The sequence below is a fragment of the Sagittula sp. MA-2 genome, assembly GCF_030126985.1.
Classification (GTDB): Bacteria; Pseudomonadota; Alphaproteobacteria; order Rhodobacterales; family Rhodobacteraceae; genus Sagittula.
Genome location: NZ_CP126145.1, coordinates 437,550 through 452,594 on the forward strand (window position 1 = coordinate 437,550; position 15,045 = coordinate 452,594).

Below are 15,045 nucleotides of genomic sequence, written 5' to 3' on the forward strand. Positions count from 1 at the left end.
GCCCCCCTTCATCTTGGCGCAAAATACCTCGGGGGGCCCCGCAGGGGCGGGGGCAGCGCCCCCTCCACCCCCCGGATCGTCGCACAGGACGTCCGGCACCTCGTAGGGCGGGGTTTCACGCCGCCCCTGCCGTCACTCCGAATACATCGCGCATACAGACAGGGCACCGGCGTTGTCGCTCAGCCCCGGGTCGGTCTCGTTGATCCGGAATTCCACCTTCTTGCCGTGCACGCGGAACGGACCTGTGGAATCGAGCGTGGTCCTGAAGGCGGCCCATGTGCCCTGCCGCGACCCGCCGTTCTCGGGCACCCTGTAGAGAAGCGTGCCATAGGCCGCCCGGGCGTTCACGCGGTCCACGCCGCTCTCGGCCATGCGCTTGGCCGCGGCGCCGTGGTATCCCGGCGCGCCGACCGGATCGTAGACCCCGTCCGCGATCGTCCATTCGCCCGTGACCTGAACGTCGTGGACGATACCCGACGGAAAGGCCGACGCCTGCCAGCCCTCCACCGCCAGAACCTCGTGACAGACCGTGTGCCCCGCCGCGACGGCGCCCGGCCAGAATATCAAGAATGCCCAGATCTTCATGCGTTTACCCTCGATTCACTCCTTCACGAAAGGTGATCCACGACCGTCATCCGCTGCGCCAGCCCCTTCACGCCGTCGAGCCAGCGGTTGACCAGACGCGGGTCGGACGGTGCGGCGGTCACGCCGGCGGGGACCTCGCGGGCCAGCACCGACTGCACCGCCCAGCTCACCGGCACCGACACCAGCCGCGCCATGGCCGATCCGCGCGCATCGCCCCAGGCGTCCATCACCCAGGTCTTGTGATAGACCGGCGTGCCGTCGCGCTCTGCCTTCAGCGACACGCACAGCACCACGCGGTCCGGCTCGCCCTCGTCATAGCCGTTCTCGGCCAAGAGCCTGTCGGCGATCTCCTGCAGGCGCGCGTCGGAGGCGCCCGGCGCCTCGGCAAAGATGTCCTTCCACGCCTCCGCCCAGCCGTTCAGCCGCAGCGTGCCGCGCACGAAGTCCTTCACCTGCCAGTCGCCGCCGAATCCGTACTCCGCCATGAACGGCAGCGAATCGCGGTTCGGATAGACCTCGAAGCTTTCCGGCGGGTCGAGCGGCGCGTCATAGCGGGTCAGCGCGTCCCAGGGGTGCGCGACCTCCAGCTCCTCGTAGTGCCGGATCGAGCGAGAGGGCGAGCGCAGCGCCTTCAGCACGCCCACCGGCGCCCAGGAGAACTTGTAGCGGAAGGCGTTCGGCACCTTGGGCACCCCGCCGCAATAAGAGGTGAAGGAGACCGCGTTCGCCTTGTCGAAGGCGGGCGAGGCCTTGTAATCGGCCACCAGCCAGTGCGCCATCAGGTGGTCGATGCCGGGGTCGAGGCCGACCTCGTTCACCAGCCGCGCATCCGCCGCCCGTGCCTTCGACGCCAGCGCCCGCATCTCCGGCGAGATGTAGGAGGACGAGACGAACTGCGCGCCCGCCTCAAGCGCCATCTCGGCCAGCGGCACGTGCCAGTCGGCGGGCAGCATCGACACGACCACGTCGCCCTCCGACAGCGCGCCCTTCAGCACCTCGGGCGCGAAAGCGCGGACCTCCACGTCCCTGTCGCCCACCGCCGCGCGGGCCTTGTCCACCGTGCGGTTCCAGACCACGACCGGCACGCCCTCGTCGATCAGCCGCCGCAGTCCGGGGACAGTCGACAGCCCCGTTCCGATCCAGTGTACCGTCATGCCATGGCCTCCTTCAGATGTTCATCGAATGTAGTGCGTGCCGCGCCCCAGACACCTCCCCCGATCCGGTCGAGTGTCAGGAGATGCGGCAGAAGCTGCGCCGCGAAATCCAGCGAGGATTCCAGCGGCAGGAGAGAGGGCAGATTGTCGATGGCCATCACGTCCAGCGGCGGCGCGTCGTGCACCCGGACCACCGGCGCCTCCCAGCTCGTGGCGGCGTCGTAGACCGGCACGGGGTTGTAGTCGCTCGTCGGGTCGCAGGCGATGTCGCCGATCACGCCCAGCCGGCGCACCCGCCCGCCCGCGTCCGCCGGCACGAAGACCGGCACGCCCGGCATGGCGAGGATGCAGTTGAAGAACAGCTCGTGCTCCAGCACTTCGGGGAAGGGGCCGCCATGGGCGGTCTCGGCCATGTCCCAGCCGGTCACCGGGATGCCCACCTGTTCGCACAGTTTCTGCGCCCCCGAACCCACGCGCCCCAGCGCGCCGATCACCAGCGCGCTGGCCTGCGGGGCGCCCGACAGCGCCGCGCGCACCTCGTCCTGCAGCGCCTCGGCGTCCTTCCAGGTGCTGACCGGGCCGCAGACCTCGCCGCGCGCCTGCGCCGCCCAGGCCAGGGCGCTGACCGCGGCACCGGCGTAGCCCGCCCAGAAACCGAAGGCCGCGACGCGCCGGTTGTCCTTGTCGACGAGGTATTCGAGATCGTAGAGCGCGCCGCCCCCCTCGCCGAACCGGCGCAGGAAACCGTCCCAGCCGGTCTGCCGCTTGAAGGCATGGCCGAACATGATGTGCCTGTGGCGCAGCGGCGTGCCGTCCTCCGGCAGTTCCTTCAGGCCGAAGACGATGGCCTCCGGCGGCGCATCGGGCCAGGACCCTTCCGGCGCGACCTCGGCCCCGGCGGCGGTGAAATCCTCCAGCGGCAGCACGCGGTGGGGGCTTTCCTCCACAGTCACGGCGATGCCCTTCGCGCGGAGGGCCTTCACCCCCTCCGGCGTCAGGCCGACGCGCTCCTCGTTGGGGCGGCTTTCGGAACGGATCCAGAGGTGGGTCAAGCGCGTGTCTCCCGTGTTCGTGGTTGCGCGCAGGGAACCGTCCCCCGCGCCGGGGTTCAAGGGGAAAGCGCCCTTCCGGCGCGGGAACGGTCCGGGGGGCCTTACAGGTGGCTGCGTGCGAACAGGCGTTCGGGCGTGTCCAGATGCGGCAGCGCGTTGAACTGCGTCAGCGCCAGCCCGCTGGGCAGCGGCTGGATGCGGTGGAGCGAGGTGTTCTCGATCGCGAGGCAGGCGTGCGCCAGCGCCGTCAGGTCCAGCCGCATGACGATCCGCATCGCCATGCCGATCAGCCCGCCCGATGTCACCACCAGCGCGCGGCCCTCGCCCTCGGCGATCTCCGTCAGCGCTTCGCGGACGCGGGCCTCGAAGGCGGCGAAGGTTTCCGGCGCGTCCTCGATCCGGTCCTCCTGCCACAGCCCGAACATCTTCGGCATGTGCGCGACAAAGGTTTCGCGGTCTCCCGGCATCTTCAGCCCGTGCTGCGCCTCGACCAGCGTGGCGAGGTCGAAATAGGCCAGTTCGTTCAGGCGGGGGTCGCGGATCGGTCCTTCGAGGCAGTCGGGCGCAATGGCCTCGGCGGTCTCGACGTGGCGGCGCAGCGTGCCGGTGTAGACCCGGGCGAACTTCTCGCCGGTGGAGCGGAACCAGCCGCCCAGCCACTCTGCCTGCTGCCAGCCAAGCTCGCTCAGGCGGTCATAGCCCAGTTCGTCCCGCGCAGAGGAATTGGCCTGGCCGTGGCGGACAAGGGTGACGTGCGACATGGGAAGGTCCTTTCCAATACTCACGCGCGGCTTACGCCGCCGCGCGCCGGAGGAAAAGGTTCATAAAGCCGTCACATCGGCGGGGTGACGGTGATCGCGGGATCGTAGGTATAGACGTTCACCTGCACGTCGCCGGACGGCTCGGACGCGTAATGCGCCACGCTTTCGGAGGTCTCCCACCGCATCACCCGCCCGGTGCCGGGATCGACGAAGACGGTGTTGAGCGCGCCGAACCACGCACCCGCGGCGTCCGGCATCGGATCTGTCCTGGTGAAATAGACGAACTTCTCCAGCGTCATGCCCTCTACATCCACCATGCCGGGGCAATCCGTGCGGTCGAGGTTCTTCACGTTCTGCGCCATCTGCGCGCGGATGAAACCCTCGGGGTCGGCAGGCATCAGGTTCGGGGCCTTCGTCCACGGCCCATCCGGCGTCTCTCCCATCCAGCTCTCCGAGCCGTCGAGCAGGATCTGCTGCCCGCCCCGCATGCCCCCGGCCGTCTTCAGCGCCGTCTCGTAACGCGCCTCGTAGACCCAGCGGACGGTGCCTTCGGCGTCGTAGGTCGTGCCCACAAAGCTGTGCGGCGGGCGGGCAAAGGGGTCGAGCGGGCCGCCGTCGAACATGGCCGCGATCCGGTCGCGGCAGTCGTCGGCAAGGGCCGGGGCAGGCGCGGCAAGGGCAAGACAGGCAATAAGCGGAAGGAAATGTCGCATGGCTGAAAATCCGTTCGGTCTGGAAAACAGGGCAAATCGTAGCCCGCACCGGGCCGCATTGCCAAGCTGACGCTCTGGCATCTTCGGTCAAAAGCGCTTAAATCATGCAGAAAGCGAACGGAGACGCGCATTGAACCAGGATACCGCAGGCCGCATCACCCGAGAGGGCATCCGCATCCATGACGCAGCGGACTTTGCCGGCATGCATGCGGCAGGCAAGGTCGCGGCACAGATCCTCGACGAGGTCGCCGACAAGGTCGACGTCGGCGTGACCACGGGCGAGCTCGACGATTTCATCACCCGCCGCGTGACCGAGCTGGGCACCACCTCCGCCACCATCGGCTACAAGGGCTACCAGCATGCGTCCTGCATCTCGGTCAACCACGTGGTGTGCCACGGCATCCCCGGCGACAAGAAGCTGAAGGACGGCGACATCCTGAACATCGACGTGACCGTGATCCTCGACGGCTGGTTCGGCGACAGTTCGCGGATGTACGTGGCGGGCAAGCTGCCCCGCAAGGCCGAGCGGCTGATCGAGGTCACCCACGATGCGCTGATGCAGGGCATCGAGGCGGTGAAGCCCGGCAACACCTTCGGCGACATCGGCCACGCCATCCAGACCTTCGTGGAAGGGCACCGCATGTCGGTGGTCCGCGACTTCTGCGGTCACGGGCTGGGCCGGGTGTTCCACGCCCCGCCGAACGTCCTGCACTACGGCCGCCCGGGCACCGGCCCGCGGCTGGAAGAGGGCATGTTCTTCACCATCGAACCGATGGTGAACCTCGGCCGTCCGGAAACCAAGGTGCTTGGCGACGACTGGACCGCCGTGACCCGCGACAAGTCGCTGTCGGCGCAGTTCGAACATTCGGTCGGCGTCACCTCGGACGGGGTGGAGATCTTCACCCTCTCGCCCGCAGGCCGGTTCCACCCGACCTACTGACGCCTGTCGCCCTGACCCCGGGCGGCAGCGCGGGCGCGACCCGCGGACGCCTCCGGCGGAGGTATTTTTGCCAAGATGAAGGGCAGGGGGCGCCCCTGCACCCCCTGTCGGTCTGGCTCATAGGCGGTCAGCCCCACTGCCAGAGCGCGGGCACGAAACGGTAGGCGTCGCCTTCCTTCATCACATGGCCCACGCCCGGGAAGGGGAAGTGGTAGCCCAGCACCGCCATGCGGTCGGTGGCCGCCATGTCCAGCAGGTTCTGCCGGGTCTCCACCGTCAGCTCGCCGTTCATGTCGAAGTTGTTGTACCAGCCGGGCCGGGCGAAGTTCATGTAGGCGTGGTTCATCGCATCGCCGAGCGCGATCAGCTGCTTGCCGCCCGATTCCACCACGACCGACATGTGGCCCGGCGTGTGGCCCGGCGTGTCGATCACGCGCACCCCCGGCACGATCTCGTCCTCGTGGTTGACCAGCGTCCACTCCGCGCCGTCCACCTCGAGCGAGTTGACCGCCCCCACGGCGAACTGCTGGAGGTCCTGCGGCATGCGCGCGGCCAGACCGTCCTGCATCCAGAACTCGTGCTCCGCCGTGCCGATGTGGAAGGCGGCGCCGGGCAGGATCGCCTCGTCGAAGTCGTCCCGGATACCCCAGATGTGGTCGGGGTGGGCGTGGGTGATGACCACATGGGTGATCGCCTCCGCGTCGATGCCCGCGTCCGACAGGTTGCCCATCAGCTCTCCGGCGGTGGGCAGGAAGCGGTCGCCCGATCCCACGTCGACCAGCACCACGGCATCGCCGATCTCGATCACCAGGTGGTTGGTGTGGGAATAGTTGGTCTCCGTCGACAGGAAGTAGCTTTCGAGGAAGGCCTTCACCTCCTCGGGATCGGCGTTCACGCCCAGCCCGTTGGCCGGCACTTCCAGCCGCCCGTCCGAGACGACGGTCAGTTTCGCCTCGCCCAGGGTAAAGCTGAAATGCTGCGGATTGCCGGACGCCGGCGCGCCCAGCGTCTGGGCACGGCCCAGGGCGGGCAGGGTCAGCGCCGGGGCGCTCGCGGCCATGGCCAGGATCTCGCGGCGGGTGGGGCGGATGATGGACACGTGCGGACCTCCCTGTCATGCATGTCTTCGAATGTCAGAATAGCATCGGAACCGGCGATTTCCACCGCCATCGGGCATCGGGGAAAGATCGGCGGCAATTCCCGCCGATGCGGAAATTTGACCATGTGGTCAAGAGGTTGCGACCATCGATCCGGTCAGATTGACGCTTGGGAAGGTTGTATCCCCCGGGGCGTTCCTGTACCTCCGCCGTGCCGCTGCACTGCAGCACATCACGGGAAGGAGACCCGATGACCCGGTACTGGCTGACCACCGCCCTCGCACTCACCCTCGCCACCGGCGCCGCCGCCCAGGAGGTGACGCTGCGCTTCCAGCACTTCGTCTCGCCGAATTCGGCCAACCCGGCGCATTTCATCGAACCCTGGGCCGAGAAGGTCGAGAAGGAGTCCGGCGGCCGCATCAAGGTGGAGATATATCCGTTCATGCAGCTCGGCGGCACGGCCCCCGAGCAGTACGACCTGATCGTCGACGGGGTGATCGACGGCGGCTGGGTCATCCCCGGCTACCAGGCCGGCCGCTTCCCGGAAACGGAGGTGCTGGAACTGCCCTTCATGGTGACCAAGTCCGCCGAGGAGGCCTCCGTCGCCGCCTGGACCTTCACGCAGAAGTACCTGACGGACGACTTCGCCGACGTGCACCTGATCGCCGCGCACATGCACGGCCGCGGGCTGATCCACATGAAGGGCGACGCGCCCGAAACCGTGGACGACCTGCAGGGCAAAAAGCTGCGCGGCCCTTCCCGCCCGGCGACGCTCCTGCTGGAAAAACTCGGCGCCGTGCCGATCGGCATGCCGGTCCCGCAGTTCCCCGAGGCGCTGTCGAAAGGCGTGCTCGACGGTGGCGTCATCACCTGGGAAATGTCGCCCTCGCTGAAACTCGACGAGCTGACCGACAGCCACACCGACGTGGCGGGCGACAAGTCGCTCTACAACCTGTTCTTCATCTGGGGGATGAACAAGGACGTCTACGACAGCCTGCCCGACGACCTGAAGGCGGTGATCGACGCCAACTCCGGGCTGGAAACCTCAGCCTGGGCGGGCCGCGCACATGACACCGGCGACGCCGAAGGCCGCGCCGTGATGGAGGCCGCCGGCAACCAGATCGCCACCCTCTCCGAAGAGGAAACCGCCCACATCCGGGAACTGGGCGACGAGGTGATCGACGAATGGATCGCCGACATGGACACCAAGGGCCTCCCCGGCCAGCAGCTGGTGGACGACGCCCGCGCCATGGTGGCGGGTGCGGTCAGCGGCAACTGACCCGCACCCGCCACGCAAAGCGCCCCCGGCTTCTTTGCTTCGGAAATACTCCGGAGGGGGTCCGGGGGAGGCAGAGCCTCTCCCGCCTGCGCGGGCAGGGCCCGCGCGTATCGTCCCGGCGGCAGCCGGGGCGACATCACAGGGCGCGCAGCACCGTCACATGGGTGTCACCGTATTTGCGTGTATCCAGCGTGGCAAAGCCTGCGGGCGCCACCTGCGGCGCGCTTTCTTCCCAGACGACCAGCGCCTCCGCCCCGATCCAGCCCTGCGCAAGCGCGGCCTCCAGCGCCCGTGCGCCCAGCCCCTTGCCGTAGGGCGGGTCGAGGAACACCAGCGAACATGGCGCGCCCGCGGGCAGCCGCGTCGCATCCGCCCCGATCACCGTCGCCCGGTCGGCACAGCCCAGCGTCTTCAGGTTCTCGCGGATCAGCCGCTGTCCCACCCGCCCATTCTCCACGAAGGTGGCGGAAAGGGCGCCGCGCGACAGCGCCTCCAGCCCCAGCGCGCCGGTCCCGGCAAAGAGGTCCAGCACCACCGCGCCCTCGAACGGCTCGCCGAAACGCCCGCCCGCCAGCATGTTGAACAGCGACTCGCGCACGCGGTCGGTGGTGGGGCGCAGGTGCGCGCCCGGATCGCCCTTGCCCACGGACGCCAGCCGCCGGCCGCGCCACTCGCCCGCAATGATCCTCACGCCTTCAGCAGCGCCTTGAGCTGCGTCTCCGGGTCGGCCACCGCTTCCGGATCGGGGGTCCTGCCGCCTTCGATCAGCCGTTTGCCGACCATGTAGGCCCTGGAATCGTTCATCGCGTCGACCGCCAGCAGGGTGTCGCCCTCGTAGTACCAGTGCGACAGCGCCTCGCCGTCGCGGCGCACCACGATCCGGTCGTAGCCGGTGTTCAGCCCGGCGATCTGCAGCTTCACGTCGTACTGGTCCGACCAGAACCAGGGCTTCGGCACGTAGCTCCGTCCGGCGCCCATGATGTTCTCGGCCACCAGTTCGCCCATGTCGATGGCGTTGCCCACGGATTCCAGCCGGATGCGGCCTGCGCCATGCGGGAAGGACGCGCAGTCCCCCGCCGCCCATATCGACGGGTCCGAGGTGCGGCCGTGACTGTCCACCGCGATGCCGTTCAGCACCTCCAGCCCGCAGCCCTCCGCCAGTTCGGTGGCGGGCGCGATGCCGACGCCGACGATCACCATGTCGACGTCCAGTGTCGTGCCGTCCGCCAGTTCGGCGCCGGTGACGTGACCCTCGCCCAGAAGGCGCACCAGCCCCGTGCCCTCGCGCAGGTCGACGCCGCGCGCCCTGTGCAGGTCGCGGAACCAGGCGGAGGTCTCGGGCGCGGCCACCCGCTGCAGGATGCGCTCTGCCGCCTCGACCAGCGTCACGGTCAGGCCCAGCTTGGCGCAGACCGCCGCCGCCTCCAGCCCGATGTAGCCGCCGCCGACCACCAGCACCCGCTTGCCCGACACGCAGGAGGGGCACATCGCGTCCACGTCCGCCAGCGTCCGCACCACGTAGACCCCGTCGAGCGCCCCGCCGATCCCGGCGGGCAGGCGGCGCGGGACCGATCCGGTGCACAGCACCAGCTCGTCGTATTTCACCGCGCGGCCTCCGGCCATGACCTCCTTGTTGTCACGGTCCACCGCGATCACCTTCTCGCCCACATGCAGGTCGATGGCGTTCTCGGCGTAATAGGTCGCGGGCCGCAGGTAGAGCCGCTCCTCCTCCATCTCGCCCAGAAGGTAGGCCTTCGACAAAGGCGGGCGCTGGTAGGGCGGCACCGGCTCCTCGCCGATCAGCGTGATGGTGCCCTCGAACCCCTTCGAACGCAGCTTTGCCACCAGCGAGGCCGCCGCCTGTCCTCCCCCAACAACAACGACGTCCGTCATGGCGCGTGCTCCTTTTCTCTTGTCGCCGAGACACTATCCTTGCGACACAGGGAAACGCAATTCCACGGAGGACAGGACAAATGGCGATTTCACCCGGTGACACGCTGCCGGAGGCAACTCTGTTGCGCATCGGCGCAGACGGGCCCGAGACGGTCGAGCTCTCGGCGCTGGCCAAGGGCCGCAAGCTGCTCATCTTCGCGCTGCCGGGGGCCTTTACCGGCACCTGCACCAACGCCCATGTGCCCAGCTTCATCAAGACGAAGGACGCCTTCGCCGAGAAGGGCGTGGACGAGATCGTCTGCATCGCGGTCAACGACCCCTTCGTCATGGATTCCTGGAGCCGTCACACCGGCGGCGACAAGGCGGGCATCACCTTCCTGGCCGATCCGGACGCCGCCTTCACGAAGGCGATGGGCATGAACTTCACCGCGCCGCCGGTGGGTTTCTACGACCGCTCGAAGCGTTACGCGATGGTGGTGGAGGACGGCACCGTGAAGGCGCTGAACCTCGATGAGAGCCCGGGCGTCTGCGAGAAGTCCTGCGGCGAGGCGATGCTGGAACTCGCCTGAACCAAGGCGGCGCCCCGGCCCGAAGGGGCGCCGCCTTCCCGCGCAACGCGCCGCCCGATGCCCCCGCCAGCCCCCCGCTGACCGCCGTACAGCCGGGGCCTGCCGGCTCCCTCAGCGGCCCCGCGACACCCTTTTCCCAACCGATTCTCTTGGTCTCACGATCGCGCGCGCGGCATCCCGCCGATGCGCGCCGACCACCCGCATGACCGCCCGTCGCACGGGAATCATGGAGTTTTCCCCATGCTTTTCGGGAAACCTCCGGCCTAAAAACTTGCCAGCTTTCCAACCGTCGGCCAACATCGGCCAATAACATTAATTTGAAGTTGGGAGCTGCCATATGACCGACTCGCAAGTGATTACGAAATTCAGCAGACGCGCGGCGCTGGGTGCATTGACGACCGCCGCCATTGTTGCCGCTGCACCGAAGGCCTTCGCCGGGCAGAGCTGCCGCTCTGCCGCCTCCTATATCGAGGGGGTGGTCTCGCCGGGCCGGATGACCCCGGTGATGTGGTGGTCCGACCAGCTCGTGCAGAAGGTGCGCGACACGGCCACCCCGCCGCCGCCCGCCACCCGCGCCTTTGCCATCGGCCACCTCGCGGGCTTCGTGGCGGTGAACGGGCTGGCCCCGCGCTACGCCGGGCCGGTGAAACTGCCCGAGCCGCCCGCGCCGGTGAACGCCGACATCGCCTACGGCACCGCCGTCGCCACGGCGATCAATGCGCTCTTCGGCTGGGACAATTGCGAACTGATGGCCTTCCTCGACGGGTTCGAGGACGGCGAGGCCAAGAACAACGCCATCGTCTGGGGCGCCAACGCCGCCCATGCCGTGCTCGACTGGCGTGGCGAGGACGGGATCGGGATATCGAAGGAGCTGCTCTACACCAAGCTCGACGGCCCCATGGCCTGGCAGCCGACCGGCCCGTTCTTCGGTGCCGAGAACGGCCCGACCTTCAAGCAGTACGGCGGCCCGCTGCTGCCCGGCTGGGGCAAGATGAAGACCTTCGCGGTCGGCTCTGCCCGCGACTTCCGCCCGGCGCCCTTCCCGCGGCAGGACAGCAAGGAGTTCATGCGCCAGCTCGAGAAGGTCTTCCAGTGGGGCGGCGCGACCAGCGATTTCCGCACCGAGGACCAGGCCGAGATCGCCTTCTTCTGGGAAGACGGCCCGCGCGGCGCGACCCCGCCGGGACACTGGCAGATCATCGCCATGGACCTGCTTCAGCGGCAGGACCTCGACCTTGTCGACCAGGCGCGATTCATGGCGCTCATCAGCATGTCGCAGGCCGATGCGGCCATCGTGACATGGGACTGCAAGTTCGACATGGACGTGCTGCGCCCGGAAACGGCGATCCGCACCACGATCCTGCCGCAGGACAGGTTCGCGCAGTTCCATGACGCGGAATGGAAGACGCTGATCCCGACGCCGCCCTTCCCGGCCTATACCTCGGGGCATTCGACATTCAGCGGCGCCTCCGCGCGGATGCTGGCACATCTTCTGGGCACCGACCACGTGTCCTTCACCGGCTACGCGCCCGACCTCGTGAACTGGCCCAAGCAACTGGGCGGGGTGCGGCGGTCGTGGACGACACTCAGCCAGGCGGCGGACGAGGCAGGCGCCAGCCGCGAATACGGCGGCATCCACTGGGAGGCCGACAACACCGAAGGCCTGCGGATCGGCCGCCTGATCGCCGACACGGTCTTTGACACCGCGCTGCCGCGTCTGGGCTGACACCGCCTTACGGGTATCGACACCCCCGCAGTCCGCTGCGGGGGTGTTTCTTTTCCGGCTCCGGCACTCCGGAGACGGGAAGGGCGCGCCAGACGGCACACCCTCCATTGCATTTCGACGGTATTCAGACGGTTGCCGTCTCTTCCTCCACCGGGGCCACGGTCTCGACCGGCTTCGCGGTTTCGTCCGTGTCCGGGATCACCAGCGACAGGATGATCGCCGACAGGCCCGCCAGCGTGATCGGCGTGGCGACCACCTGCTTGAGGAAGACCGGCAGGTTCTGCGTCGCATCCGGCACCAGCGTCACGCCAAGGCCCAGCCCGAAGGACACCGCCATGATGTAGACCTTCTTGCGGTCGATCTCCTGCGTGGCGAGGATGCGGATGCCCGCCACGGCGATGGTCCCGAACAGCACCAGCGTCGCGCCGCCCAGCACCGGCTTGGGGATCAGCAGGAAGATCTGGCCCACCACCGGCAGGAAGCCCAGCACCACGAGGATACCGGCGATATACAGACCCACGTGCCGCGAGGCGACGCCGGTCATCTGGATCACCCCGTTGTTCTGCGAGAACGTGGTGTTCGGGAAGGTGTTGAACAGCGCCGCGAGGCCCGAATTCACCCCGTCCGCAAGGATGCCGCCCTTGATCCGCTTCATGTAGAGCGGCCCCTTCACCGGCTGGCCCGCGATGACGGAGTTGGCCGTCAGGTCGCCCGAGGTCTCGATCGCGGTCACGAGGAAGACGAAGGCGATGGGCAGGAACAGCCCGATGTCGAAATCGAGCCCGTATTTCAGCGGCTGCGGGATCGCCAGAAGCTCGCCCTGACCGGCCCGCGACAGGTCGACCTGGCCCAGGACCATGGCGACGATCGTGCCGATCACCAGCCCGATCATGATCGCCGAGATGCGCAGCATCGGGTTGCCCACGAAGGTCAGCACCAGAATCACCGCCACCACGATGGCGCCCATCAGCAGGTTGACCGGCGCGCCCAGCGTCTCGCCCGCCTGCGCGCCGCCGGCGAAGTCGGTGAAACCCACCTTGACCAGCGACAGCCCGATCACCGTGATCACGATGCCCGTCACGGTCGGAGTGATGATGCGGTCCAGCTTGTCGACGAACTGGCTCAGCACGATCTCCACGACGCAGCCGGCAAGGCACAGCCCGAAGATCATTGCCAGCATGTCCTCCGGCGTGCCGCCCGCGTTCTTCACCGCGAAACCCGCCGCCAGCACCGGCCCGAGGAAGGCGAAGGACGTGCCCTGCACGCTCAGCAGCCCGGAGCCCACAGGCCCCAGCCGGTAACACTGGATGAACGTCGCCACGCCCGACACGAACAGCGACATGGCGATGAGGTAGGGGATGTGCTCTCCCAGCCCCAGCACGCCGCCGATCACCAGCGTCGGCGTCACGATCCCCACGATGGAGGCAAGGATGTGCTGCATCGCCGCCAGCGCGGCGGCAGGCGGCGCGGGCGTGTCGTCCAGCCCGTAGATCAGGGTTCCCGTATCGTTCGATGTACTCGTCATGTGTCCCTCCATACCGCGTGGATGCGTTTGCTCCCGCAGGACGATTGTCCGAGCAAGCAAGCGCCGCGGCGAGTCGCCTCGCCCGCTTTTGGGGGTGACGTGGGGAGGTATCTACGGAAAGCCCGCCGAAACGCATTCCGGCGGGCGGTTTGCCGCTTTGGCAGGCAGTCGTGGCACGGCCGGCCGGGCGCCCCCGGGACTCAGGGGGCGCGGCCCGGACCTCAGCGGTCAGCCGAAAAGGCCGTCCATCTTCCGCGCCAGTTTCGCATCGAGCGAGGACAGCCCGTCCACGTCATGCGTGGTCAGCGTGACCTCGACGGTGTTGTAGACGTTCGACCACTCCGGATGGTGGCCCCACTTCTCGGCATACATGGCAGCCCGCGTCATCCAGCCGAAAGCGGCGGTGAAGTCGTCGAACTTGTAGGTCTTGCGGATCGCGTCGCGGTCCTCGACCATTTCCCATCCGGTGTCGAAAAGCGGTTCCAGCACGGTCTTGCGTCCGGTGTCCGACAGTTTCTCGGTCATTCCTGTTCCTCCCGTCTGTCTTTCCTGAAGGGCCCGTAGCTGGTCAGGATCTCGATATCCTCACCGACCGCGCGCCGCTCTGCTTCCAGATAGCGCGCCACGGCGTCGGAAAAGGAGGGCTCCGCAATCCAGTGCAGCGAATGCACCGGTTTCGGCAGATACCCGCGCGCCAGCTTGTGTTCGCCCTGCGCCCCGGCCTCCACCCGCTTCAGCCCGTGGGCGATGGCAAAGTCGATGGCCTGGTAATAACACGCCTCGAAATGCAGGCAGGGGTGATCCTCGACGCAGCCCCAGTAGCGCCCGAAAAGCGCGTCCCGCCCGACAAAGTTCAGCGCCCCCGCCACGTAGCGCCCGTCGCGCTCGCACATCACCAGCGCGATGTCGTCCCGCAGCGTCTCCTGCGCGATGTCGAAGAAATGCCGGGTCAGGTAGGGCGAGCCCCACTTCCGCGCGCCCGTGTCCTGGTAGAACCGCCAGAAGGCATCCCAGTGCTCGGGCCGCAGATCGTCGCCTGTCAGCATGTGGATCTCGCCGCCGAAATCCTGCGCCTTCGCGCGCTCCTTGCGGATCGTCTTGCGCTTGCGCGAGGACAGCGTCGCCAGAAAGGCGTCGAAGTCAGCGTATCCGTCGTTGTCCCAGTGGAACTGCTGCGTCACCCGGTGCAGCAGGCCCATCTCCGCCCCGGCCTCCGCCTCTTCGCCGGTGCAGAAGGTGGCATGGACCGAGCTCAGCCCGTGGTTCGCCGCGAACTGGATCGCGCCCTGCACCAGCGCCGAACGGCCCAGCGTCTCCCAGCCCGGCTTCACCAGGAACCGCCGCCCGGTGGCGGGGGTAAAGGGCACGGCGATCTGCATCTTCGGGTAATAGCGCCCGCCCGCGTTCTCCAGCGCATGCGCCCAGGAATGGTCGAAGATGTATTCGCCCTGGCTGTGGCTCTTGGCGTACATCGGCGCGACGGCCACGACCTCGCCCTCCACCTCGACCGACAGGTGGTGCGGCTCCCAGCCGGTGCGCGCGTCGACCGACCCGCTGTCCTCCAGCGCCTTCAGGAACCGGTGGGTGGTAAAGGGGTCGCGGGGCCGCTGGCCGTCCCCGGCCTCGGGACAGGCGCAGGCGTCCCAGACCCCGGGCGCGATGTCGCCAAGCGAGGGCAGGACACTCACGGTCACGTCGCGCTGCGCAGTCTCTGTGTTCATGCTTCCCAATCTGGCCCCGCGGGCGCGGCG

At 68.1% G+C, this 15,045-nt stretch carries 15 protein-coding genes; 4 read left to right on the forward strand and 11 right to left on the reverse strand.

All coding sequences use genetic code 11. The annotated features are described in order from the left end of the window. Positions 1 to 132 precede the first annotated feature (132 nt). From QNI11_RS02285 to QNI11_RS02305, 5 genes are all read right to left on the reverse strand, one after another. On the reverse strand, positions 133 to 585 hold the full coding sequence (locus QNI11_RS02285; protein WP_283982194.1) for a hypothetical protein: 453 nt from the start codon (positions 583 to 585) through the stop codon (positions 133 to 135). Between the two features lie 23 nt (positions 586 to 608). Beyond that, entirely contained in the window at positions 609 to 1,739 is a 1,131-nt protein-coding gene (locus QNI11_RS02290) for a saccharopine dehydrogenase family protein (protein ID WP_283982195.1), read from the reverse strand. Continuing rightward, positions 1,736 to 2,791 (reverse strand): saccharopine dehydrogenase, encoded by a 1,056-nt coding sequence (locus QNI11_RS02295; RefSeq protein ID WP_283982196.1) that lies wholly within the window; start codon positions 2,789 to 2,791, stop codon positions 1,736 to 1,738. Before QNI11_RS02295 ends, QNI11_RS02290 begins: the two co-directional genes overlap by 4 nt. A 101-nt stretch (positions 2,792 to 2,892) precedes the next feature. After that, positions 2,893 to 3,552 carry a histidine phosphatase family protein gene (locus QNI11_RS02300; protein ID WP_100928053.1) on the reverse strand — a complete coding sequence of 220 codons (660 nt, stop codon included), beginning with the start codon at positions 3,550 to 3,552 and terminating at the stop codon, positions 2,893 to 2,895. 71 nt (positions 3,553 to 3,623) lie between these two features. Then, the gene (locus QNI11_RS02305) at positions 3,624 to 4,265 is read right to left on the reverse strand and encodes a hypothetical protein (RefSeq protein WP_283982197.1); all 642 of its coding nucleotides are present in this window, start codon (positions 4,263 to 4,265) and stop codon (positions 3,624 to 3,626) included. Between the two features lie 130 nt (positions 4,266 to 4,395). Here QNI11_RS02305 and map point away from each other — a divergent pair, with 130 nt between their 5' ends. After that, a complete protein-coding gene (gene map / locus QNI11_RS02310; RefSeq protein ID WP_100928051.1) occupies positions 4,396 to 5,205 on the forward strand; it encodes a type I methionyl aminopeptidase in 810 nt (269 codons plus the stop codon). A gap of 127 nt (positions 5,206 to 5,332) precedes the next feature. On the opposite strand, the gene QNI11_RS02315 is transcribed toward map, so the two are convergent. Further along, positions 5,333 to 6,304, reverse strand: a complete 972-nt coding sequence (locus QNI11_RS02315; RefSeq protein WP_100928050.1) for an MBL fold metallo-hydrolase — start codon at positions 6,302 to 6,304, stop codon at positions 5,333 to 5,335. Positions 6,305 to 6,552: 248 nt separating this feature from the next. On the opposite strand from QNI11_RS02315, the gene QNI11_RS02320 reads away from it, so the two are divergent. Continuing rightward, on the forward strand, positions 6,553 to 7,581 hold the full coding sequence (locus QNI11_RS02320; RefSeq protein WP_283982198.1) for a TRAP transporter substrate-binding protein: 1,029 nt from the start codon (positions 6,553 to 6,555) through the stop codon (positions 7,579 to 7,581). Positions 7,582 to 7,717: 136 nt separating this feature from the next. Here QNI11_RS02320 and rsmD read toward each other — a convergent pair whose 3' ends face one another. Together rsmD and QNI11_RS02330 are read right to left on the reverse strand one after the other, a co-directional pair. After that, positions 7,718 to 8,272, reverse strand: a complete 555-nt coding sequence (gene rsmD / locus QNI11_RS02325) for a 16S rRNA (guanine(966)-N(2))-methyltransferase RsmD (protein ID WP_283982199.1) — start codon at positions 8,270 to 8,272, stop codon at positions 7,718 to 7,720. After that, positions 8,269 to 9,474, reverse strand: a complete 1,206-nt coding sequence (locus QNI11_RS02330) for an NAD(P)/FAD-dependent oxidoreductase (protein ID WP_283982200.1) — start codon at positions 9,472 to 9,474, stop codon at positions 8,269 to 8,271. The genes rsmD and QNI11_RS02330 overlap by 4 nt, the downstream gene beginning before the upstream one ends. Before the next feature lie 80 nt (positions 9,475 to 9,554). On the opposite strand from QNI11_RS02330, the gene QNI11_RS02335 reads away from it, so the two are divergent. Together QNI11_RS02335 and QNI11_RS02340 are read left to right on the forward strand one after the other, a co-directional pair. After that, positions 9,555 to 10,043 (forward strand): peroxiredoxin, encoded by a 489-nt coding sequence (locus tag QNI11_RS02335; RefSeq protein WP_100928046.1) that lies wholly within the window; start codon positions 9,555 to 9,557, stop codon positions 10,041 to 10,043. 337 nt (positions 10,044 to 10,380) lie between these two features. After that, positions 10,381 to 11,769 (forward strand): vanadium-dependent haloperoxidase, encoded by a 1,389-nt coding sequence (locus QNI11_RS02340; RefSeq protein WP_283982201.1) that lies wholly within the window; start codon positions 10,381 to 10,383, stop codon positions 11,767 to 11,769. A gap of 124 nt (positions 11,770 to 11,893) precedes the next feature. Here the strand turns inward: QNI11_RS02340 and QNI11_RS02345 are convergent, their stop codons facing one another. From QNI11_RS02345 to QNI11_RS02355, 3 genes are all read right to left on the reverse strand, one after another. Further along, entirely contained in the window at positions 11,894 to 13,294 is a 1,401-nt protein-coding gene (locus QNI11_RS02345) for a nucleobase:cation symporter-2 family protein (RefSeq protein WP_283982202.1), read from the reverse strand. 228 nt (positions 13,295 to 13,522) lie between these two features. Continuing rightward, entirely contained in the window at positions 13,523 to 13,819 is a 297-nt protein-coding gene (locus tag QNI11_RS02350; protein WP_100928043.1) for a 4a-hydroxytetrahydrobiopterin dehydratase, read from the reverse strand. Continuing rightward, a complete protein-coding gene (locus tag QNI11_RS02355; RefSeq protein ID WP_283982203.1) occupies positions 13,816 to 15,015 on the reverse strand; it encodes a GNAT family N-acetyltransferase in 1,200 nt (399 codons plus the stop codon). Before QNI11_RS02355 ends, QNI11_RS02350 begins: the two co-directional genes overlap by 4 nt. Positions 15,016 to 15,045 lie beyond the last annotated feature (30 nt).